The organism is Pseudomonas sp. KH_046_1, assembly GCF_057839025.1.
The window spans coordinates 3,473,555-3,494,680 of the sequence record NZ_CM174481.1 but is presented as its reverse complement, the minus strand read 5'-3'; the positions used below and the strand labels follow the sequence as shown (position 1 = coordinate 3,494,680).

The following is a 21,126-nucleotide window of genomic DNA, read 5'->3' as shown; positions in this document are numbered from 1 at the left end:
AGGCAAAGAAAGGCCACTTTCTGGCCGTAATGCTTGACTTGTTTGCCTGGCACGAATTTAACGGGTCCTCCCGAGGGGGGTGGGGCTAGGGGGTAATTCGGGCCCCGCTGCTTCGCTATATATGACCCATTTTTGAATCGAGGTTGTTGTTTAGTCCATGGCCAATCCGACCATCTCCCGCGAGCCTCATTGGCTCAACAAGTCGCGCATGGCTACCAGCCTCGGTATCACGACTCAGGCCTTTGATAAATGGGGCGTTCAGCCCGTTGCGAAGATCGGCCGCGACGTGTTCTACGACGTCCGGTCTGTGCTGGATAACCGACTCAAGCATCAGGTGACAAAAGACCAACCTGTCGACGACAACGGTGATCCGCTCGATCCGCTCATTGAATACAAACAGGCGCAGCAAAAATTGCGACTAACAACTGAGCAGGCGGACGCTCAGGAAATGCGAAACAAGGTTAAGGCCAAGAGGCTGGTACCGGTTGATTTTTGCTTGTTCGCATTGTCTCGTCTGAGCGCAAAGCTCGGGTCAACCCTCGACACCGTGCATTTGAAGGTCAAGCGCAAGTGTCCCGACATCGAGGTGCGTCACCTTGAGGCGATCCAGCGCGAAGTCGCCGTGACGCGTAACGATGCGGTCGGCTTGGCTGATCTATTGCCGGAGTTGCTTGATGAGTTTGTCGACACCTTGGATGAGGGCGCTGGTTGAGGGTGTCCGCAAGGGACTCGCCGGCCTCTATAAAGAGCCGCCGCGCACAGCGGTTGAATGGGCCGATGAGCATTTCTATCTGTCGTCCGAGTCGTCCTATCAGGAAGGCGATTGGACGACAGCGCCTTTTCAGGTCGCGATTCTCAACGCAATGGGCAACGACCTGATCCGTGAAGTCAACGTGCTGAAATCGGCGCGGGTTGGCTACACCAAAATGCTGGTGGCCAACATGGGCTACAAGGTCCAGCACAAGAAACGCAACGTCATCGTCTGGTGCCCAACCGATGGCGACGCTGACGGCATGATGAAGCGGCACATCGAAACGATGATTCGTGACAGTCCCGTGGTGCGCGCCTTGGCGCCTTGGTATGGGGTCAAGCATCGCGATAACACACTGGACGAAAAACGGTTCGATAACGCCAAGATGCTGTGGTGCCTGGGTGGCACGGCGGCAAAAAACTACCGGGAGAAAAGCCCGGATGAAGTGATTTATGACGAGCTGTCGAAGTTCAACGCGGACATCGAGGGTGAGGGGGCCCCGACCATTCTTGGCGACAAACGCTTGGAAGGTGCCACGTTCAAAAAATCCATACGCGGATCGACCCCGACGACAGTGGTTGTCGCTGACGACAATGAGGAAACCTCGGGGGAGGGCTGCCAGATCACGCGGGCGGCCAATGATTCCCCGCACTTTTTGCGTTTCAACATCAAGTGCCCGTGCTGCGGTACCGAGCAGTATCTGAAGTGGGGCGACCCGGCTACGCCGTTCGGTATCAAGTGGGCCGTGGATGAACTAGGGCAGGTGACTAAGGCCTGGTACCTGTGCGAGTCGGGCCATGGCTGTACCTTCGAATACCACGAAATGGTCGCGGCATCTGTCAACGGTCGCTACATCTGCGAGCGGACGGGTATCTGGACGCGTGACGGCATGGCCTGGTTCAGCGCTGCAGACGAATCAATACAGCCGCCGCGCTCGGTGACTTTCCATATCTGGACGGTGTACTCGGAGTTTGTGACCTGGGCTGAAGTCGTCACCGAGTGGCTCAAGATCAAGAAGGATCGGGGCAAGCTCAAAACCTTCGTCAACACCACCCTAGGCGAAGCGTGGGAAGAGGACCAAGGCGAGCAGTTGGAATGGCAGCAGCTGCACGCGCGCCGGGAGATCTACCCGCAAGTGCCGGCCAAAGCGGTTGCCCTGTTCGGCGGTATTGATACCCAAGACGACCGCTATGAAGGCCGGGTCTGGGCGTTTGGCGCGGGTGAGGAAGCGTGGCTGGTCCATAAGTTCGTGCTGCAAGGTGACCCGGGTAGCATCGAGCTACGGGCCAAGGTCGGCATCGAGATCCACAAGACCTTCACCCGGGCGGATGGCACGGTTTTGGGCGTCGAGCGTTGGTGTTGGGACCAAGGTGGTCACTACTGCGATGAAGTGCGTGAGGAATGCATCAAGCACGGCACACAGTGGGTAATCCCCGTGTTCGGTGCCTCGACCTACGGTAAGCCAATAGCGACCTGGCCGCGTAAGAAAACCAAGGTCAAAGGCGGACGAGCGTATCTGGTCGAAGTGGGTACCGACAATGCCAAAGAGCTGATTTATGGCCGTCTCAAGATGCAGCCGGACGGTTCGGGTGCGCCTGTGCCTGGCTGTATCCACCTGCCTGCTAACGAGATGATTTGCGGCGAAGACGAGTTGCGGCAACTGACTGCCGAGCGCCGCAAGTGGGTGATCGTCAAACACCAGCGCGTCCAGCGCTGGGACGCCGGCGGGCGACGAAACGAAGCGCTCGATTGCCTGGTGTACGCCTTGGCGGCGTTACGCATAACGCAGCAGCGCTTTGGCATGAATCTCGATCTGCTCGCGCAGCAGTTGCCGTCAGGCATCTGGGCTGTGCCGGTGAGTATCGAGCAAAAAAGCAACCCGGCCACCGTTGCCGCTCTGATACCAGCCACGGTGTCGGTGCCTGAGGTAGAGCCTGAACATTCACCCGACCAGCCCGCCGAGTCGGGTGGCTGGCTTAATACAGGACAAGGCGCATGGCTATAACCGCTCAAGACATGGTGGACCGCTATCTGGAGGCCGAGCTGGCCATCCTGCAGGGCAAGGAAATCCTCTTTAACGGTCGCAAGCTGATCATGGATGACCTGGAAGAAATCCGAGCCGGCCGACTGGAATGGGAGCGCCGGGTGCGAGCGCAACAGTCAGCGGCGGCGGGGCAGCCGCCGTACGCCCTGGCGACATTCCGATGAACCTGCTGGATCGCGTGCTGGCCCCGGTGTTTCCGGGGCTGGTGGCTGAACGTCTGCATGCCCGTCACAAGATCATGGCCTTTGAAGCTGCGCAGATGACTCGCACGCACCAGGCCAAGAAACAATCCGCCAGCGCGGACCGCTCGCTGCAGCGTTCGGCGCGTTCCCTGCGCGAGCAATGCCGCAAGCTGGACGAAGACCACGACATCGTTACTGGTTTGTTCGATCGCCTGGAAGAGCGCGTGGTGGGCGGCATGGGCATCGCGGTCGAGCCGTTTCCCTTGAGCTACGCAGGGGAAGTGCACTTGGAGTTTGCGGCGCAGATCAAGGCCCGCTGGGCCGAATGGTCGTTGCACCCGGAAACGTCCGGCGAGCTGTCCCGCCCGCAGATGGAGCGACAGGTGTGCCGTACCTGGCTGCGCGATGGCGAAGCCTTGGCGCAGAAGCTCAAGGGGCGAGTGCCCAGCTATGAGCATTTGAACGTGGTGCCCTTCGCCCTGGAGTTGTTGGAGCCGGATTATCTACCGTGGGAATACAACGATGAAGCCAAGGGCATTGTGCAGGGGATCGAGCGCAATCAGTGGCGCAGGGTCCGTGCCTATCACCTGGTCAAGCATCACCCCGGGCACGCCGCCGGTTACCAACTGACCCTGGCCACCAAGCGTGTGCCAGCCGAGCAGATGATTCACATCGCGCACCGAAAGCGCATCGGTCAGAACCGCGGGCAGCCGCTGCTACATGCCGTGCTAGTCCGCCTGGCGGACATCAAGGATTACGAGGAAAGCGAACGGGTCGCCGCCCGCATCAGTGCGGCGCTGGCCATGTACATCAAGAAAGGGACGCCGGACGACTACACCGCACCGTCTGCCGTGAATGGTCAGAGCGTCAGCGCCCGCAGCATTCCCATCGGTCCGGGCATGGTGTTCGACGGCCTGTTGCCCGGCGAAGACGTCGGCATGATCGAAAGTAATCGGCCCAACCCCTTTCTGGAAGGCTTTCGCAACGGTCAGCTCAAGGCCGTGGCCGCCGGCACCCGGGGCACCTACTCCAGTGTGGCGCGCAGTTACGACGGCACCTATTCCGCACAGCGTCAGGAGCTCGTCGAGGGGCAGGCGGGTTATGACCTGCTGCAGCACGAATTTATCGACTACTGGAGTCGCCCGGTCTATCGCGAATGGCTGCACATGGCGATCGCCAGTGGGGTGATCCAAGTGCCGGTCGACGTCGATCCGGACACGGTGTTTGGCGCGATTTACCAAGGGCCGGTGATGCCTTGGATCAACCCGATCCATGAGGCCAATGCCTGGAAGATCCTGGTCGAGGCCGGCTTTGCCGACGAGTCGGAAGTGGCGCGGGCGCGGCAGCGCAATCCGCAGGAACTCAAGCGTTCTCGGGCTTCGGAAATCAAAACCAACCGGGAGCAGGGACTGGTCTTCAGTTCGGACTTCTATCACGAGATTTATGGAAAAACGCAAACCGATGAACAGCCAAAAAAACCTGTCGTTGATGAGGCCGAGAGCCTCGATAACCCCGACGAATAAACCCGGCGAAAGCTGGTACTCACTGAGCGCCGCGCTGCAACGCGGGGTGGTCGAGGTGATGCTGTATGACGAAATTGGCGCGTGGGGCATTACGGCCAAACAGTTCGCCCGCGATCTGGCCGCCATGGGCGATGTGTCTCAGATCAACCTGCACATCCACTCGCCGGGTGGTGACGTGTTTGAAGGGACCACCATGTACAACCTGCTGCGCGGCCATTCGGCCCGGGTCGTGGTGTACATCGACGGTCTCGCCGCTTCGATGGCCAGCGTGGTCGCCATGGCCGGCGATGAAATCAACATGCCGGCCAACGCAATGATGATGATTCACAAGCCGTGGGGTGGTCAGGTCGGTGATGCCGATGCCATGCGCGAGTACGCCGATTTACTCGACAAAGTCGAGAGCACGCTGATTCAGGCGTACATGCGCAAGTCAGGCAAATCGATCGAGGACATCCAGGTGCTGCTCAAGGCTGAAACCTGGATGGATGGCAACGAAGCGGTGGCCGCCGGTTTCGCTGACAAGGTGCTTGATCCGTTCAAGGCGGCTGCTCAACTCACTTCAAAACGAATGCAGGAGTTCACCAATATGCCTACCTCGGCAAAAAATCTGTTCGATCCGCGGGCTTCCGCTCCAACCCCAGCACCAACCCCAACCCCAGCCCCGGCGGTCGATCCGGCGCCGGTCGCGCTGACCCTGGATCAAATGCGTGCCCAGGTCATGGCGGCGGACGGTGCTCGCCGTACGGCGATCAATGCCGCGTTCTGTGGCTCGCTGGTCACCAGCCACACCGAGCTGCTCAACACCTGCCTCAATGACCTGAGCTGTACGGCCGAGATGGCGCGGGAAAAACTGCTGGTTGCGCTGGGCTCGACTACCACCCCAACGGGTGGACCTCACCACCATGGCCACATTAGCAACGGCAACTTGGTTGGCGATTCGGTGCGCGCCTCGTTGGCCGGTCGTTTGGGTCAGGCGGAAAACCAGAAAGACAACGCCTATAACCACATGAGCCTGCGCGAACTGGCCCGCGCCTCGCTGCATGATCGCGGCATTCTCGTGGCCACCCTTGATCCGATGGCTATGGTCGGCTTGGCGTTCACCCATGACTCCAGCGACTTCGGCAACATCCTGGTGGACAGCGCCGCCAAATCGGTCCTGCTCGGCTGGGACGAGGCGCCGGAGACCTATCACTTGTGGACCAAAAAGGGCCGCTTGAGTGACTTCAAGGTGGCGTCCCGGGTCGGCATGGGGGCGTTTCCGAGCCTGCGCGAAGTTCGCCCAGGGGCTGAATACAAGTACATCACCACCAATGACCGCGGCGAAAAAATCCGCCTGGCAACCTACGGTGAGATGTTCAGCATCACCCGGCAGGCGATCATCAATGATGACCTCGACCAGTTGAGCACGGTGCCTTACAACATGGGTCTGGCCGCGCGCGGCACCATCGGCGATCTGGTCTATGACACGCTGATCCATTCGCCGGTGATGAGCGACGGCAAAGCGCTGTTCGATGTCGAGCGCAACAACCTGTTCTCCGGTACCGGCGCCAATATGTCGATTGAGGCGCTGAGCAAGGCCAAGACCGCCATGGCCTTGCAGAAAACCGAGGTCGAGGGTGGCAAGGCCCGCACCCTGAACATTCGCCCGGCGTTTGTCCTGGTGCCGGTGGCGCTGGAAGACAAGACCAACCAACTGATCCGCTCGGCGTCGGTGCCTGGCGTCGACACCAATGCTGGCATCGACAACCCGATCCGCAATTTCGCCACGGTGATCGCCGAGCCACGCCTGGACGATGATTCGCCGGTCACCTGGTATGAGGCCGCCCGCCAAGGTGCTGACACCATCGAAGTCGCTTACCTGGACGGCGTTGAACAGCCCTACATGGAGCAGCAGCAGGGTTTCACCATTGATGGCGTGACGAGCAAGGTGCGGATCGATGCCGGGGTCGCGGCGCTGGATTATCGCGGTCTGAACAAGTCAGTCGGTGTGGTGCCACCTGCGAAAGCCAGCCGTTAACGGTTGAATAGTTCCCTAAGCACCCCCGCCGCGAGCGGGGTTTGTTGTTTCTGTACAGGAGAAATTCGCATGTCAAAGAATTATTCGGGTCCCGGCAGCACGCTGACTTTTGTGGCTCCAGACGGTGGCGCGACGGCGGGGGTGCCGTTGGTGCTGGTTGATACGGTGGTCATCCCGATCGCCAGTGGCGTGGCGGGTGACGTCTTGGTCGGCCATCTCGACGGCGTCTGGCGTCTGCCTGCCGATGCAGCGCTGCTGCAGGGGCAAAAGGTGGCTCTGCAAGCAGGCGTGCTGATTGATCCGCTCACGGCCACCGGTGATTTGGTGCCATTCGGCAAGCTGATGAGTGCTCCGGTCGGCGGTATTGCCGAAGCGTTGTTGATCCAGTGACCACGCTGGGCCGCTTTCGCGACATCACGGCCCGGATGGATGCAGTGTTGGTCGGTCGCCTCGGCGATCGCGCCATCAAGCCGGACGGCCTGCCGCTGTCCGGTGCGTTCTTCTCGCCCTTTGTCGGTGCGGATGTTGGCGGCAAATCGAAGAGCGTGCGCCTGGGCAATGCCATCGTGACGGATAACGTCCTGGCGCCGACCTTCACCGCCCGCGTGGTGGATGCAGTGGGCATCGAGAAAGACACCTTTCTTACCATCGATCTACCGGCGGAGCAGGGCGGCGGTCGCTACAAGGTCAGCAAGCGCGAGCCGGACGGCGCCGGCATGGTCACTTTCATACTGAGTTTGAACAATGGATGAGCTGACGACCTTACACAACGCGATCGAGGCGACGTTCCGCGCCGGCTTGCCGTCGGTGGTGAGCGTCGAGGCGTTCCCTGAACTGAACGCTGAAGTCGGTCTACCAGCGGTGTTGTTCGCCCTGACGGAAATCGGCGAAGCCGCCGACAATGGCAGCGGCAAAACCTCCCTGAGCGGCCGCTTTCAGGTGTGCATCATGGTCGATTCGACCATCAGCAAAGCGGCCTTGCAGGCCGCCATTCTGGCCGCTGAGATCAGCAAGATTTTGCGCGGGCAGTATTGGGGTCTGGACTTTGTCGAAGAGGTACAGGAGGTGCGTGCATTCCCGGACGACTCGATGCCGGAGCTGGCGCAATTTGTGGTGTGGATCGTTGAGTGGAAGCAGATATTCCAGATCGGCGAAACCGAATGGTTATGGCCAGTCGAGCCGCCGGGTTCTCTGTACCTGAACGTCGATGGCTGCACCGGTACCGGCAATGAAGATCACTACTTTCAACCGGAGGATCTGGCATGGGATACGCCAGCGCCGAACACGACCGGATGATCGCCGCCATGCTGCTGCCCTGCGTGGTGGTTGGTGTAGATCTGATGGCCGGGCGGGTGCGGGTCAAGGCCGGAACCTGGGTCAGTGCCTGGGTGCGCTGGCACAGCCTGGCCGCCGGCAAGGCCCGTCATTGGCGTGCACCGAGCCCGAATGAGCAGGGCGCGCTGTTCAGCCCGAGCGGTGATCCGGCCATGGGCACCTTTATCCCGGGGCTGTATGGCAACGCCGGGGCACCCCCGGATAACCGCGATCACGTCGAGGCCTGGTACTTCGACGATGGCGGCTCGCTGGTTTATGACTGGCAAGCTGGCAGCTACAGCATCGATTTGCCCAACGGCAGTAGCGCGACGATCACGGTCGGTGGCTCGCAGCTTGACGTGACGCCGGAGCAAGTCCGGGTGACGGCCAGCCAGATCACCCTGGCGGGTGAGGTGAGCATCGACGGTGCGCTGAGTGTATCCGGCGACATCACCGGCGCCGGCACGATCATGGACGCCGGGGGCAACAGCAGCAACCACTCGCATTGAGTGAAACATTCACCTTCAGCCCGCCGCGTGCGGGTTTTTTATACCTGGAGTAAATCCATGACAAGCAAAACCAAGGAAGTATCAGCCGCCAGTGAGGCGCCCGCGCCGGCCACGCTTAGCCTCTTTCGCGACACGCTGTATACCTCGCGGGTGCTGATTCTGCTGGAGGCCGAGCGCACCTTGAAAGTGGAAAAAGGGCAGGTCGCGGTGGCCTCGGATGACACGGTCGCGATCGAGTATTTGCATGGCCGCAAGGATTTTGTCGCGATCGAGGGCTGATCCCATGATCGGGATGATCGGACTGGACCGCCGCACCGGCCAACTCATTTCCGGCCTCGATCACCTGCGCCAGTCCATCGAGGACATCTTGTCCACGCCCTTGGGCAGCCGACGCATGCGCCCGGAGTACGGCAGCAAGCTACGGCGCTTTGTCGACCTGCCGGTCAATGACGGCTGGAAAAGCGCCGTGCAGGCCGAGGTGGCCAGCACGCTGGGGCGTTGGGAGCCGCGCCTGAAGCTGGGCCGGGTGCGCGCCGTGGCCATCCTCGACGGGCGTATCACATTTGAGCTGACCGGGCAGTACCTGGGCAGCGACGTGACTTTGGAGGTGTCCGCATGACCATGGAACTGGCGGCCCTACCGCCGCCGCAAGTGCTGGAGGACCTCGACTTTGAGGAGGTTTACCAGGAGAAACTGGAAGCCTTCCGCCTGAGCATGGGCGACAACTGGAGCGCGGAGCTGGAAAGTGACCCGGTACTCAAGTTGATCGAGCAGGCCGCGTATGGCGCCTTGCAGAACCGGGCGCGGGTCAACGATGCGGGCAAGGCCTTGCTGTTGGCCCATGCTGAGCGTGCCGACCTCGATCACCTGGCCGCCAACGTCAACCTGCAACGCCTGGTGATTCAGGCGGGAGATCCGAGCACGGTGCCGCCGACACCACAGGTGCTCGAAGAGGACGATGCCCTGCGCGAGCGGGTCCAGCTGTCGTATGAGGGGCTGACCACGGCGGGACCACGTAACAGCTACATCCTGCACGCGCGCAACGCCTCGGGCCTGGTGGCCGATGCCACGGCGGAAAGTCCGTCACCGGCCGTGGTGGTGGTCACCGTGCTCAGCCTGGAAGGCAGCGGCGCGGCCTCGTCGGAACTGCTGGAAGAGGTCCGGCTGCATCTCAATGACGAAGACGTGCGGCCGGTGGCCGACCGCCTCACGGTGCAGAGCGCTGTGGTCATCGACTACCACATTGAAGCGGTGCTGTACCCGCAGGCACCGGGGCCCGAAAACGAAGCCTACCTGGCCGAAAGCCAGAAACGCCTGAGTGAGTGGATCAACCCACGCCGCCGCCTGGGTCTCGAAGTGGCGCGCTCGGGGATCGATGCGCAATTGCACGTTCCCGGGATAGCCCGTGTCGAGCTGCTGGGTTGGACTGACATCAAACCGAGCAAGGCCGAGGCAGCCTACTGCACGGGCTACAGCGTGATCCTGGGGGCCTGACATGAGTACTCAGCTGCCGCTCAACAGCACGCCGCTGGAGTTGGCTGTGGAAGCGGCCAACTATGAAAACACACTGATTCCGCTGCGCAGTTTGTACAACGCCGATACCTGCCCTGAACACCTGTTGCCGTATCTGGCGTCTGCATGGTCGGTGGATCGCTGGAACAACAACTGGACGCAGGAGGCCAAGCGCACGGCAATCCGTTCGGCGTACGACGTGCATGCACGCAAAGGCACCATCGGTGCGCTGCGTCGGGTGGTCGAGCCTTTGGGCTACCTGATCGACGTGGTCGAGTGGTTCGACACCGTGCCTGAAGGCGTGCCCGGCACCTTCGCCCTAGAGGTCGGCCTGAATGACGCCGGCATCACCGAGGAACTGTACGAGGAACTGGCGTGGTTGATCGACGACGCCCGTCCGGTCAGCCGGCACATGACCAACCTGGCGCTCAGCCTGCAGACCGAGGGGGTGCTGGGCATTGCCGTGTGCGTGCAAGAAGGTGAAGAGATCGACGTGTACCCGCCGGCCCCGAAAGACATCGACGTGACCGGCACTTTTGGCCCGGCGCTCTGCGTCGATGAAACCGATACTTTGGACGTTTATCCCTATGATTGATAAAACCAGTCAGTTTTTTGCCATTCTCACGGCAGTCGGTGAAGCCAAGCACGCCAATGCCATAGCCATGGGCCTGGACTGGATGTTCACCGAGATGGGCCTGGGCGATGCCAACGGCACCGACCCGATTCCCGATCGCCTGCAGACCCAGCTGATCAACGAATGGCGCCGGGCGCCGATCAACCAGATCCGCGTCGATCCGGCCAATCCCAACACGGTGATCACTGAGCAGATCATTCCGCCGGAAGTGGGCGGTGAGTGGATTCGCGAGATCGGCCTGTACGATGTCGACGGTGATCTGGTGGCGGTGGCCAACTGCGCACCGAGCTATAAACCATTGCTGGACCAGGGCAGTGGCAAAACCCAAGTGGTGCGGATGAACTTCATCGTCAGCAGCTCGGCGAACATCGTGCTGAAGATTGACCCGGCGGTGGTGCTGGCCACGCGTGAATATGTCGACCTGGCTATCAGTGAGGCGCTGGCCAAGCTGGATCACAAACAGTCAGCGCGGGTGGCGGCCACGGTTCCCATCACCCTGAGCAATGTGCAGACCATCGATGACGTGGCCGTGGCCGCCGGTGATCGCGTGCTGGTGACCGCCCAGGCAGAGACCCAGAACAACGGTGTCTATGTCGTCAGCGCCGAAGGCTGGACGCGGGCCGCTGATGCCGACAACAGCCTGGAAGTGACACCGGGGTTGTTTATCCACGTCGAGCAGGGCACGACCAACGGCGACAGCCTCTGGCAGTTGGTCACCGACGCGCCGATCACCCTCGGCACCACCGGTTTGCAGTTTGAAATGATCGCAGGCGGCAGTGGGGGCGGTGTGGGCACTTTTCGCAGTGTCACCGTCGATGCCCTTGGGCGTGTGATCGCTGGCTCCAACCCGACCACCCTAGACGGCTACGGCATCACCGATGCCCTGGCGGTGAGTGAAAACCTGGGCGATGTTGCGGATGTGGTCGAGGCTCGGAATAACCTCGGGCTGGGCACCGCCGCGACCGCTGCTGTGCAGGTCCATCTGCACGATGAAACGCCTGATGTGCTGATGAAAGTCGGAGCGTTCGGCTGGGGCGGGCCCGCCTATGCGGTCAGTGATGTTGACATCGGTGTCTTGAACGCGGAGACGGCCCTCTATTTCATCAGCAATGGCATAGGAGGGCCAGGAGGCGGGATCTATGAGGGTTGGGTTCGCGTCTCGGCGATTACACCAGGTCAATACGCCTTCCAGGAGATTTATGGGAATGCCGACCACACCCTACACCGCCGGGCCTTGACTGCCGGTGTTTGGGGCGAATGGGAAAGCATCTGGGACTCAACCAATTTGGTTAAACAAATCTACCCCCAAGATGACACGCCAGGCCGTGTATTGCTCACGGGTGCTTATGGCATCGGTCACGGGGGGATTGTCCTTCCCGACGGCACCGATCTAAATACAGTCACCACCGTGGGTATTTACCGAGTGAACCCCGGCCCGAACGTTCCAGAGGGCGGTCAATTCTCCCCCATGCTGGTTACGGTCAGTCAAGACACCCTCTGGCAACAAATCATCGGCTATAACACCGGTACAACTATTACTCGTGGCGGCGTTCAGACCCCAGAGGGATACGTATTCAGTGCGTGGGTAACGGGCTGGGACACTAGTAACTTTGACCCTGCCGCGTACCAACCTGCGTTGGGCTTCACTCCCGTGCAGCAAGGCGGGGGGGCGGGTCAAGACGCCAATAAAATCTACATCGGCTATCACAACGCCTCGGGTCAAATAAAAGTACAGGTTGATGCGCAGGATTTAGGGCATATCTGGACCCAGAGCAATTTTGATCCTGCTTCCATTTTTGCCGTCCCTGTCGGCGTGCCGTTTCCATGGCCAACCGCTACGCCACCCGACAAATGCGTTTTGATGGGGGGGCAGCCGTTCAATGTCGAGTGGTACCCGGCATTGGCAGCCGTGTATCCCACTGGAATGCTGCCAGACATGCGCGCCGAGTCGATTCGTGGTCTGGATGGCGGGCGCGGAATCGACCCCGACTATGGGCGCGCCGTGTTGAGCCTTCAACTCGACACGCTACAAAACATGACGGGTGAACTCAGGCTACAGGACGATGATTCGATGTTGCTGGTGAATACCGCGACCGGCGTATTTACGGCTACTGGTTACATGACGAGTGATATACCTGCTGCACCACGAGTCAGTACAACGGGCAACATGTCTGTAACTTTCAATCCATCGGCTGTCGCCCGTGTGAGTACGGAAACCCGTATGCGCAACGTGGCTTACAACTACATCTGCAGGATGTATTGATGACTACTTTAGTGAATGGCTTTTTTGATGAGAGTGGGTGGATCGACGTTTACACGTTCAGTGAAACCACTGGTGAATACCTCGGAAAGAACGAAATCTATGTGAGCCGTGGCTGCGGTCTGCCGGCTGGCGCAACGCTAGATGAACCACCACAAGCTCCGGAACAACAGGTGGTCGTTAGGCAGCAGGATGCATGGGGTGTCGTGCCCGACTTCCGGGGTGTGGCTTTCCGCACCACTGATGGTGCCGAGGTGACGCACTCGATGCCGGGTGAGTTACCGGCCGAGCTGACGACCTTGCCGCGACCGAGTTCGGCCTATATCTGGGATGGTCTCGACTGGGTATTAGATGCCGCGCTCGATCTGGCGCTTCAGAGCCGGCGAGAACGATCGTGGATCGAAAATGAACTGCACTGGGCTGGCAGAGAGATCGACAAGCATCTGGATGCTGACCCGGCTGCGCTGAACACCGAAGTCGCCTGGCGCACCTACCGCAATGAACTGCGGGCCTGGCCTCTTTCGCCAGACTTTCCAGCCAGTGATAAACGGCCGTTAAAGCCGGACGGATCGACCCGCACTGCGCCCTGACGCCCCGCATTGCCGGGGCGTTTTCTTTTCCATGCTGCACGTCACCGCACATCCCCACGGCCTCGCTTATGCGGGGCTTTTTCGTTTCTGGAGCATCACTCTATGAGTTTTTTTCACGGCGTCACCGTGACCTTGGTGGACACCGGCGCCCGGCATATCGCCACCCCGTCCGCGTCGATCATCGGCCTGTGCAACACCTTCACCGTGGCGCCGCCGGCGACCGCGGCGGCCAACGAATTGCTGCTGATCACCCGCGAAAGCGAAGCGGTCGCCGCCTGGGGCCCGGACGCGGCGATCACCCAGGACTGCAAGGCCATTTTCAAGCGCTCCAAGGCGGTGATTGTCGCCGTTGGGGTGCCGCTGTTGGACGACCCGGCCGAGCAGCTGTCCGCGATCATCGGCGGCGTTTGGGCCGACGGCACCCGTACCGGCATGCAGGCGTTGCTCAACGGCAAAAGCAAGTTCAACGCCCAGCCACGGTTGTTGGTGACTCCGGGGTACTCGTCGACGCTGGCGGTGGCCACTGAGTTGGTGGCATTGGGCGACAAGATGCGGGCCATGGCCATCATCGACGGACCGAACACCACCGACGAAGCCGCGATGGCCTATGCCGACAACTTCGGCAGTAAACACGCTTACATGGTCGATCCGGGCGTGCAGTTCTGGGACACCGGCAGCAGTGCCACGGTCAATGCACCGGCGTCGGCCTGGACCGCCGGCCTGTTTGCCTGGACCGATGCCACCTACGGCTTCTGGGCCTCGCCGTCGAACAAGGAGTTTGTCGGCATCACCGGCACCACGCGGCCGATCGAGTTTCTCGACGGCGATGCCTCCTGCCGGGCCAACCTGCTGAACAACGCCAACATCACCACGATCATTCGGGATGACGGCTATCGCCTGTGGGGCAACCGTACGCTGTCCAGCGATCCGAAATGGAAGTTCGTCACCCGCGTGCGCACGCTGGACATCGTCATGGACGCCATCCTCTATGCGCACAAGTGGGCGGTCGACCGCTCGATCACCGCGACCTACGTCAAGGACGTGACCGAAGGGCTGCAGGCGTTCATGCGCGACCTGAAGAATCAGGGCGCGATCATCAACTTCGAGGTGTATGCCGACGAAGAGCTGAACACCTCCAGCGAACTCAGCGACGGCAAGGTGTACTGGAACATTCGTTTCACCGACGTACCGCCGGCCGAAAACCCGAACTTCCGCGTGGAGGTGACCGATCAGTGGATCACTGAAGTGCTGGACACCGCTGCCTAAGGAGGCCGCTTTATGATTCCGGAAGTACTCTACAACACCAACCTGTTTGTCGACGGTATCAGCCTGCAAGGCGACGTGCCGAGCTTGACCTTGCCCAAGTTGACCCTCAAGACCGACGAGTACCGCGCCGGCGGCATGGACGCGCCGATCGAGATCGACATGGGCACCGAAAAGCTCGAAGCCAGCTTTATCACCAACGGCGTGCGCCGCGAGGTGCTGAAGTTCTTCGGCCAGGCCGACCTGACCGGGTTCAACGCTTCGTTCCGCGGTGCCTTCAAAGGCCAGAAAGGTTCGGTCAAGTCGGTGGTCGCCACCCTGCGTGGCAGCCTCAAGGAAGTCGATCCGGGGGACTGGAAACCGGGTGAAAAAGGCGAGTTCAAGTACGCCGTCGCGGTGACCTATTACAAGCTGGAAATCGACGGCAGCGTGATGTTTGAAATCGATCCCCTCAACTCGATCCGCGTCATTGACGGCGTCGACCAATTGGCCGCTGTGCGGTCTGCCCTGGGCATGTAAGGAGCAACACCATGAGCAACGTGAAAGACAACGTCCTGCCCAAGTGGCTGCAACTGGGTGATGGCATTGCCACCGTGGCCCTGTCCCGGCCGAGTCAGGCCAACGGCATTCAGGTCGACAAACTGACCCTGCGCGAACCGACGGTGCGCGAGATGCGCGCCGCCACCCTGCAGGGTGGCAGCAACGAAGAAGAGCAGGAGATGGTCTTGTTCTGCAGCCTGGCGAGCATCGGCCGTGGCGATCTGGAGGGGCTGCTGATGCGTGATTACCGTCGTCTGCAGACCGCTTATTTTCGTCTGGGAGCAGACGACGGGGTTTAACCCCCGGCTGCAAAAGGCCTTGGCCAAACGCTTGGCCGTCGAGCTGAATTTCTCGGCGGCCGAGATTCAGGGGCTGTCGTTTTCCGAGATGGTCTGGTGGCTCACGGACTGAGCCCATCCCCGTTGCATAGAGGTACTCCGCATGGCGAACAAACTCTCGCTCGGGCTGGTGATTGGCGGCGCTGTGGATTCATCCCTGGGCGCTGCCTTCAAGAACGTCAGCGGCGAAATGAAAAAGCTTGAGGCGCAAACCACCCGCGCCAAGGGCTTGCAGAAAGTTATCGGCGAGACCATGCGTCTGCGCGATGAATGGAAAAAAGCCCATGACAGCGGGGCGGCCAATGCCGACTCATTGCTGCGTAAACTGGAAACCAACACCAACAGCCTGCGCAAGCAGGGTGTCGAAGTCGGGCGCCTGCGTCAGGAGTATCTGGCGCTGGGCAAGGTGGTGCGCAGTGCCGAGTTCAAAGCCAAAGGCATGGGGCAGGTCGAAGAGGGGCGGGAGAGCCTGCGCAGCGGTTTCGGCACTGCGGTGGCCGGTACCACACTGGCAGCGGTGCCGACCAAGGTCAGCGCGGATTTTCAGGCGATCATTCGCGACATCGCGATCAAGTCCGGTACCGCCAACACCCAACAGGAAGTGGACACCGCGCGGGACATCGTCCAGACCTCAAAAGACACTGGCATGGCCAACTCCCAGGTAGCGGACCTGGTGAACCAACTGGTCGGTGGCGGCATGGATTTAACCGAAGCGCTGAAGTATGCCCCGGCGGCGGCCAAGTTTGCAGTCGGGCAGGGCGCGTCGGGCACCGACACGGCGAAGATGATTCTGGCGATGCAGAACAACGCCAAGATCACCGATCCCCAGAAAATGGAACAGGCCTTGGCGTCGGTCGCGTTGTTGGGCCAGCAAGGCAGCTTCGAGGCCGCCGACATGGCCAAGTGGTTTCCGGAACTGCTGGCGCAGATGGCCAGCAGCGGCATCACCGGTCAGGACGCGGTGACTCAGTTGGGCGCCATGCTGCAGGTGCAGATCAAGAGCGCCGGCAGTGCCGATGAGGCGGCCAACAATCTGAAAAACTGGATTGCGAAAATCGGCTCGGGGGAAACGGTCAAAGGTTATGCCGATGCCGGGATCGACTATCAGGGCTCGATGAACGCCGCCATTGGCAAGGGCCTGTCGACCTTTGAAGCCAGTTTTGAACTGGCTCGCCGGTATGTGGAAAAGACCGATCCGAAAAAGGCCAAGCAGTTGAATCAGGGGCTGACCCAGATCAGCCAGGAGACCGATCCGGCCAAGGCGCAAGCGATGGCCGATGCCTTGGCTGCCACTTTGCGTACCGGCGATCTGTTTGCCGACATGCAGGTCAAGACGGCCCTGATGGCGTACACCCAGAACAAAAAATTCTACGCGGAGCTGAAAAAAGGCGCCGCGGACCCCAACGGCCCGCGCAAGGACATTCTCGACAAGAACCTGGGCGAGCGCCGTGAAACGTCTGCGCAACGCTGGGCCGAAACCGGTCAGGCGTTCAACGATTCGCTGCGGGCCATTGGTGATGCCCTGCGCCCGGCGACGGATGCACTGGCCACCGGTATCGGTGCGACGGCCCGTGGCTTGACCGCCTTGTCCGAGGAGACGCCCAAGGCGGTGCTGGGCCTGGCGGCACTCACTGCCGGTGCGTTGGTGTTGGGCAAGGCCTGGGCCGCGCTGAAGATCGGCCGGGGGCTAATGAACATCGCCCGTGGTTCGGCCGGTGATCGGTCCAACATCGTGCAGCGGGTGTTCGTGACCAACGCGAATGACGTCGGTGACGACGGGCTGGATCACGATCAAGGTCGAAAAGGAAAAGGTCCCGGAAGTCGGGCATCCCGCAGTGCCCGCTTCATGAAAGTGGGCGGTGCGCTGGCGGCGGTCGGTGCCGGCGTTCAGGTGTTGGACACTTACCAGAACGCGACCACTCGCGATGAAAAGGCCGAAGGCTATGGCGAGGCGGCGGGTAGCCTGGCCGGTGGACTGGCGGGTGCAGCGGCCGGAGCGGCCATCGGTTCGGTCATCCCACTGCTCGGCACCGCAGTGGGCGGAATGATCGGTGCCTGGCTCGGGGCATGGGGCGGCGGTGATGTGGGCGCGACCATGGGCAAGGCGTTGTTTGGCGGGCCGGACACGCCAGCCGTGTTGCCGAAAACGCCGCTTGGCATCTTTCCCATGGCCGCCGGCCAAGGGGTTGGCGCGGTCGTGCGCTCGATGGACAGCGCCCCCGCCGCGCCGGTCACGGCGGCAGCATTGATGTCGACCACCGCAACAAAGACACCCGAATGGCCGAAGGTCGATCAGCAATTCACCTTCGCCCCGGCCCCGGTTTTTCAGGTGCACGGCGATGTGAAAGACCCGGCACAGTTGGTCCAAGAATTGATGCCGTACCTGCGCCGTCAGTTTGAAGACTTCGCCCGGGAAGCACGTGCCCGGCAGTTGTTTGATGCACCCCACGTGGGTTGAGGACGTGAAATGGCGGATGAAAAAACTTACCTGGAACACCTGCAAGGCGGGCTGAAGTACATGGTCGATGCGGGGGAGGCTGGGCGCACTGACCTGGAGTCCATGACTGGACCCATGAATGGCGCGCTCAATGAGATCAGTGGGGCGGCCGATGCGCTGGAAGGTCTGCCCTTTATCAGCGAGGACCTGAGCGACAAGACCCGGCGTCTGCAGGATGCGATCAACTCGGCGCAGGCCAAGATTGGTAAGGTCGCCAGCTTCTACAACCAGACCCAGCGCGCGCTGGCCCAGTTTGATGAGCACTTTACCGCGCTGACCCAACAGATCGGCCGGTTTGGCGCGGCATTCAATAAGGTCGCCGGCAAGGCCAATGCCGCGTTGGGCAATATTTTCCCCACGGAATGGTTTGCTGGCGACATGACGCCGATTCCCGAGGCGGTGAAGCCATTCCCGCACCTGCTGATCATCTATCCGCTCAAGGCCAATGAGCGGCCGTATTACTTCAACCTAGACACGGCGGCATTCGACGAACTGCGTCGGCAGACGTCGTTTCGCTGGGCCGCGCAGGAACGCCTGACCCGACGCCCGGCGCAACAGGCGGTGGGCCTGGGTGAGGAAAAAATCACCATCAAGGGCGCGATCTACCCGAGTTTCAAAGGTGGGCTGAAGCAGCTGGAAACGCTGCGCAGCATCGGCGCGAAGTTGCTGCCACTGAACCTGACCACCGGTTATGGCGAGGTGTTGGGAAACTGGTGTTTGACCAATATTGAAGAAGAGCAAAGCGCCTTACTGCCCGGGGCGATCCCGCGCAAGCAGGGCTTTTCATTGGAGTTTGTCCGCTATGGCGATGACCTGCAGAACAGCTGACGGGGATCTGCTCGACACCCTGTGTCACCACTATTACGGCCACCTGAACCGCAGCGTCGAGGCGGTGCTGGCAGCCAATCAGGGCCTGGCCGATGAGCCACAGCCGTTCCGGGCCGGTGTGCTTATCAGGCTGCCGGACCTGGTGGTCGAGACTGACAGCGTCATTTCGTTGTGGGATTGATCCCGTTATCCAGCCCGCCGAGTGCGGGCCTTTTTTTGTCTGAGGTGCCGACATGCAACCACTTTTCCGCATCGTCGCCGACGGTGCCGACATCACGGCTTTGATCAATGATCGACTGGTCTCGCTGCAGCTATCCGATCGGCCCGGCGTGGCCTCGGATTCGTTCGAGCTGCGCATTGATGATCGCGACGGGGCGGTGTCGCTGCCCGTGCGTGGCGCGAGCATCGAGGTCTATCTGGGTTATGCCAGCGCCGACCTGACGCGCATGGGCCGCTACACCGTGGATGAGGTGGCGGTTTCCGGCCCGCCGGACACACTGGTGATCAGCGGCAAGGCCAGCGACATGCGCGGCAGCGGCAAAACCACCCGCAGCGGCAGTTGGGAGGATGTCAGCCTGGCGCAGATTGTGGGCGACGTCGCCGCGCGCAATGGCTGGCAGCCGTCGTGTCCGGTCGATACCCGGGTGCCGCGCATGGATCAGCTCAATGAGTCGGACTTCAATTTCATCACCCGGGTGGCCAAAAAACACGACTGCACCGCCAAGGTGGCCGACGGCAAGCTGCTGGTCCTGCCGCGACAGGGCGGGCAGAGCGCCAGTGGCAAGAACTTGGCGGTCATCACCCTGCAGCGCAGTGACGTGACCCGCTGGCAATTTCGCTTGAGCGACCGGAGCGCGCATCAAGGGGTCAGCACCCAGTACCAGGACTCGGCCAGCGGCGAACTGCTGATTTCGCACCTGGACAATCCCAACGTGCCCGAGGGCCTGCCGCCGGTGCACACTGATCGGCATATCTACCCGGACCGCACGGCGGCCGACGAGGCGGCGAAGGCGCGCCTGGCGGCGTTCAACCGATCCACCGCCTCGGTGCGTCTTGATCTGCCTGGGCGGACCGACCTGTTTGCCGAAATCATGATTGAGGCGCAAGGCTTCAAGCGCGGGCTCGATGGTGAATACCTGGTGGAGTCGGTGGATCACACCTTCACCCCGTCCGGATGGACGGTGTCGGTGGAGTGCAACGGTGGCAAGGAGGGCAAGGCCAAGGCCTCCGGTAAGCCGCAGAAAGTCGTGCTCGACGTGGCCGATTGATTGCCCAGGGCGTATGAGTCGCCCCGGGTCAAAGAGGGTTTAACCCCGAATTAAAAGGAGCGGCCAGGCTGGATGCGTCAACATCCAGCCTGGCCACCGTCCCCGCAGATTGTCCCTGCAAGTCCCGCCAAGGCTCCTGCTCTGTGCACAAAGCACAGCGAGCCTAGCACCTGTTTATTTATACAGTAAAGGTCTTGCTATCTATGTCTTCACCCATCATCCCTTGGATGGGCGGCAAACGCCGCCTTGCCGATCGCCTCATCCCGCTGTTTCCTCCTCACGAATGCTACGTCGAAGTCTTTGCCGGCGGCGCCGCGCTGTACTTCATGCGACCCCAGGCGGCACCGGTGGAAGTCCTCAACGACATCAACGGCGACCTAGTGACGTTGTACCGTGTGGTGCAAAACCACCTCGAAGAGTTTGTGCGTCAGTTCAAATGGGCGCTCAGCTCGCGGCAAGTGTTCGAGTGGCAGAAGATGACCCGCGTCGAGACTCTCACCGACATCCAGCGCGCCGCCCGATTTTTCTACCTGCAGCACCATGCCTTCGCCGGCAAGGTCTCTGGGCAGACCTTCGGGACCGCCACCACAACTCCATCGATTAACCTGCTGCGGATCGAGGAAAACCTTTCGGCCGCCTGGCAACGCCTGTCCGGCACCTACGTCGAAAATCTGCCTTGGCTAGACTGCGCCGAACGTTACGACCGTGCCCATACCTTTCACTACATGGACCCGCCGTACTGGCAGACCGCAGGGTATGGGGTGGACTTTCCATTTGATAACTACGAGCGTATGGCCGATTTCATGCGTCGCTGTAAGGGTAGGGTGATGGTCAGTATCAACGACCACCCAGACATCCGGCGGGTGTTCGAAGGCTTTCATTTCGAGACGCTGGATATTCGCTACAGCAACACCAATCAGCGGCAGGGGAAAGCCGAGGTGAGCGGTGAACTAGTGATCATGAACTGGCGACCTTCTGCGTTGGGAGGGTTGTTTTAGTTTTCACCATGGAATTTTTTTTGCGAGAAGCTGAAGCAGTCGAACAAACTCAATTGCA

At 61.0% G+C, this 21,126-nt stretch carries 23 protein-coding genes; all 23 read left to right on the top strand.

Annotated elements, in window-relative coordinates; translation table 11 throughout:
- Positions 1-157: 157 nt before the first annotated feature.
- The 23 genes from AC3IT9_RS16080 to AC3IT9_RS15970 all read left to right on the top strand — a co-directional run bounded on the left by AC3IT9_RS16080 (position 158) and on the right by AC3IT9_RS15970 (position 21,068).
- The gene (locus AC3IT9_RS16080) at positions 158-712 is read left to right on the top strand and encodes a terminase small subunit (RefSeq protein ID WP_223530629.1); all 555 of its coding nucleotides are present in this window, start codon (positions 158-160) and stop codon (positions 710-712) included.
- The gene (locus AC3IT9_RS16075) at positions 675-2,756 is read left to right on the top strand and encodes a phage terminase large subunit family protein (RefSeq protein ID WP_489270357.1); all 2,082 of its coding nucleotides are present in this window, start codon (positions 675-677) and stop codon (positions 2,754-2,756) included. The genes AC3IT9_RS16080 and AC3IT9_RS16075 overlap by 38 nt, the downstream gene beginning before the upstream one ends.
- A complete protein-coding gene (locus AC3IT9_RS16070) occupies positions 2,747-2,959 on the top strand; it encodes a DUF6148 family protein (protein WP_056724288.1) in 213 nt (70 codons plus the stop codon). The genes AC3IT9_RS16075 and AC3IT9_RS16070 overlap by 10 nt, the downstream gene beginning before the upstream one ends.
- Positions 2,956-4,500: a phage portal protein gene (locus tag AC3IT9_RS16065; RefSeq protein ID WP_353740887.1), complete on the top strand. Its 1,545-nt coding sequence runs from the start codon at positions 2,956-2,958 to the stop codon at positions 4,498-4,500. Before AC3IT9_RS16070 ends, AC3IT9_RS16065 begins: the two co-directional genes overlap by 4 nt.
- Positions 4,439-6,517: a ClpP-like prohead protease/major capsid protein fusion protein gene (locus AC3IT9_RS16060; RefSeq protein WP_489270355.1), complete on the top strand. Its 2,079-nt coding sequence runs from the start codon at positions 4,439-4,441 to the stop codon at positions 6,515-6,517. Before AC3IT9_RS16065 ends, AC3IT9_RS16060 begins: the two co-directional genes overlap by 62 nt.
- A gap of 69 nt (positions 6,518-6,586) precedes the next feature.
- Positions 6,587-6,907, top strand: a complete 321-nt coding sequence (locus AC3IT9_RS16055) for a capsid cement protein (RefSeq protein WP_489270354.1) — start codon at positions 6,587-6,589, stop codon at positions 6,905-6,907.
- A complete protein-coding gene (locus AC3IT9_RS16050) occupies positions 6,904-7,269 on the top strand; it encodes a head-tail joining protein (protein WP_489270353.1) in 366 nt (121 codons plus the stop codon). The genes AC3IT9_RS16055 and AC3IT9_RS16050 overlap by 4 nt, the downstream gene beginning before the upstream one ends.
- Positions 7,262-7,813, top strand: coding sequence for a hypothetical protein (locus tag AC3IT9_RS16045; protein WP_489270352.1), 552 nt, complete (start codon positions 7,262-7,264; stop codon positions 7,811-7,813). The genes AC3IT9_RS16050 and AC3IT9_RS16045 overlap by 8 nt, the downstream gene beginning before the upstream one ends.
- Entirely contained in the window at positions 7,780-8,340 is a 561-nt protein-coding gene (locus AC3IT9_RS16040; protein WP_489270351.1) for a phage baseplate assembly protein V, read from the top strand. The genes AC3IT9_RS16045 and AC3IT9_RS16040 overlap by 34 nt, the downstream gene beginning before the upstream one ends.
- Before the next feature lie 57 nt (positions 8,341-8,397).
- Positions 8,398-8,619, top strand: coding sequence for a hypothetical protein (locus tag AC3IT9_RS16035; RefSeq protein ID WP_489270350.1), 222 nt, complete (start codon positions 8,398-8,400; stop codon positions 8,617-8,619).
- 13 nt (positions 8,620-8,632) lie between these two features.
- Complete coding sequence (locus tag AC3IT9_RS16030) at positions 8,633-8,959, top strand: GPW/gp25 family protein (protein ID WP_043302559.1); 327 nt, start codon at positions 8,633-8,635, stop codon at positions 8,957-8,959.
- The gene (locus AC3IT9_RS16025) at positions 8,956-9,834 is read left to right on the top strand and encodes a baseplate assembly protein (RefSeq protein ID WP_489270349.1); all 879 of its coding nucleotides are present in this window, start codon (positions 8,956-8,958) and stop codon (positions 9,832-9,834) included. The genes AC3IT9_RS16030 and AC3IT9_RS16025 overlap by 4 nt, the downstream gene beginning before the upstream one ends.
- Before the next feature lies 1 nt (position 9,835).
- Entirely contained in the window at positions 9,836-10,447 is a 612-nt protein-coding gene (locus AC3IT9_RS16020; protein WP_154859743.1) for a phage tail protein I, read from the top strand.
- Positions 10,440-12,749: a phage tail-collar fiber domain-containing protein gene (locus AC3IT9_RS16015; protein WP_489270348.1), complete on the top strand. Its 2,310-nt coding sequence runs from the start codon at positions 10,440-10,442 to the stop codon at positions 12,747-12,749. The genes AC3IT9_RS16020 and AC3IT9_RS16015 overlap by 8 nt, the downstream gene beginning before the upstream one ends.
- Positions 12,749-13,336: a hypothetical protein gene (locus AC3IT9_RS16010; protein WP_489270347.1), complete on the top strand. Its 588-nt coding sequence runs from the start codon at positions 12,749-12,751 to the stop codon at positions 13,334-13,336. The genes AC3IT9_RS16015 and AC3IT9_RS16010 overlap by 1 nt, the downstream gene beginning before the upstream one ends.
- A gap of 102 nt (positions 13,337-13,438) precedes the next feature.
- Positions 13,439-14,602 (top strand): phage tail sheath subtilisin-like domain-containing protein, encoded by a 1,164-nt coding sequence (locus AC3IT9_RS16005; RefSeq protein ID WP_489270346.1) that lies wholly within the window; start codon positions 13,439-13,441, stop codon positions 14,600-14,602.
- A 12-nt stretch (positions 14,603-14,614) separates the two neighbouring features.
- On the top strand, positions 14,615-15,118 hold the full coding sequence (locus tag AC3IT9_RS16000) for a phage major tail tube protein (RefSeq protein WP_489270345.1): 504 nt from the start codon (positions 14,615-14,617) through the stop codon (positions 15,116-15,118).
- A gap of 11 nt (positions 15,119-15,129) precedes the next feature.
- On the top strand, positions 15,130-15,438 hold the full coding sequence (locus AC3IT9_RS15995) for a phage tail assembly protein (protein WP_151213731.1): 309 nt from the start codon (positions 15,130-15,132) through the stop codon (positions 15,436-15,438).
- A 142-nt stretch (positions 15,439-15,580) separates the two neighbouring features.
- A complete protein-coding gene (locus AC3IT9_RS15990) occupies positions 15,581-17,935 on the top strand; it encodes a phage tail tape measure protein (protein ID WP_489270344.1) in 2,355 nt (784 codons plus the stop codon).
- A 9-nt stretch (positions 17,936-17,944) separates the two neighbouring features.
- Positions 17,945-18,802: a phage tail protein gene (locus AC3IT9_RS15985; protein WP_489270343.1), complete on the top strand. Its 858-nt coding sequence runs from the start codon at positions 17,945-17,947 to the stop codon at positions 18,800-18,802.
- Positions 18,777-18,983: a tail protein X gene (locus AC3IT9_RS15980; RefSeq protein WP_108217354.1), complete on the top strand. Its 207-nt coding sequence runs from the start codon at positions 18,777-18,779 to the stop codon at positions 18,981-18,983. The genes AC3IT9_RS15985 and AC3IT9_RS15980 overlap by 26 nt, the downstream gene beginning before the upstream one ends.
- Positions 18,984-19,035: 52 nt before the next feature.
- Positions 19,036-20,070, top strand: a complete 1,035-nt coding sequence (locus AC3IT9_RS15975) for a phage late control D family protein (RefSeq protein WP_489270342.1) — start codon at positions 19,036-19,038, stop codon at positions 20,068-20,070.
- Between the two features lie 203 nt (positions 20,071-20,273).
- Positions 20,274-21,068 carry a DNA adenine methylase gene (locus AC3IT9_RS15970; protein WP_489270341.1) on the top strand — a complete coding sequence of 265 codons (795 nt, stop codon included), beginning with the start codon at positions 20,274-20,276 and terminating at the stop codon, positions 21,066-21,068.
- The last annotated feature ends 58 nt before the right edge of the window (positions 21,069-21,126 follow it).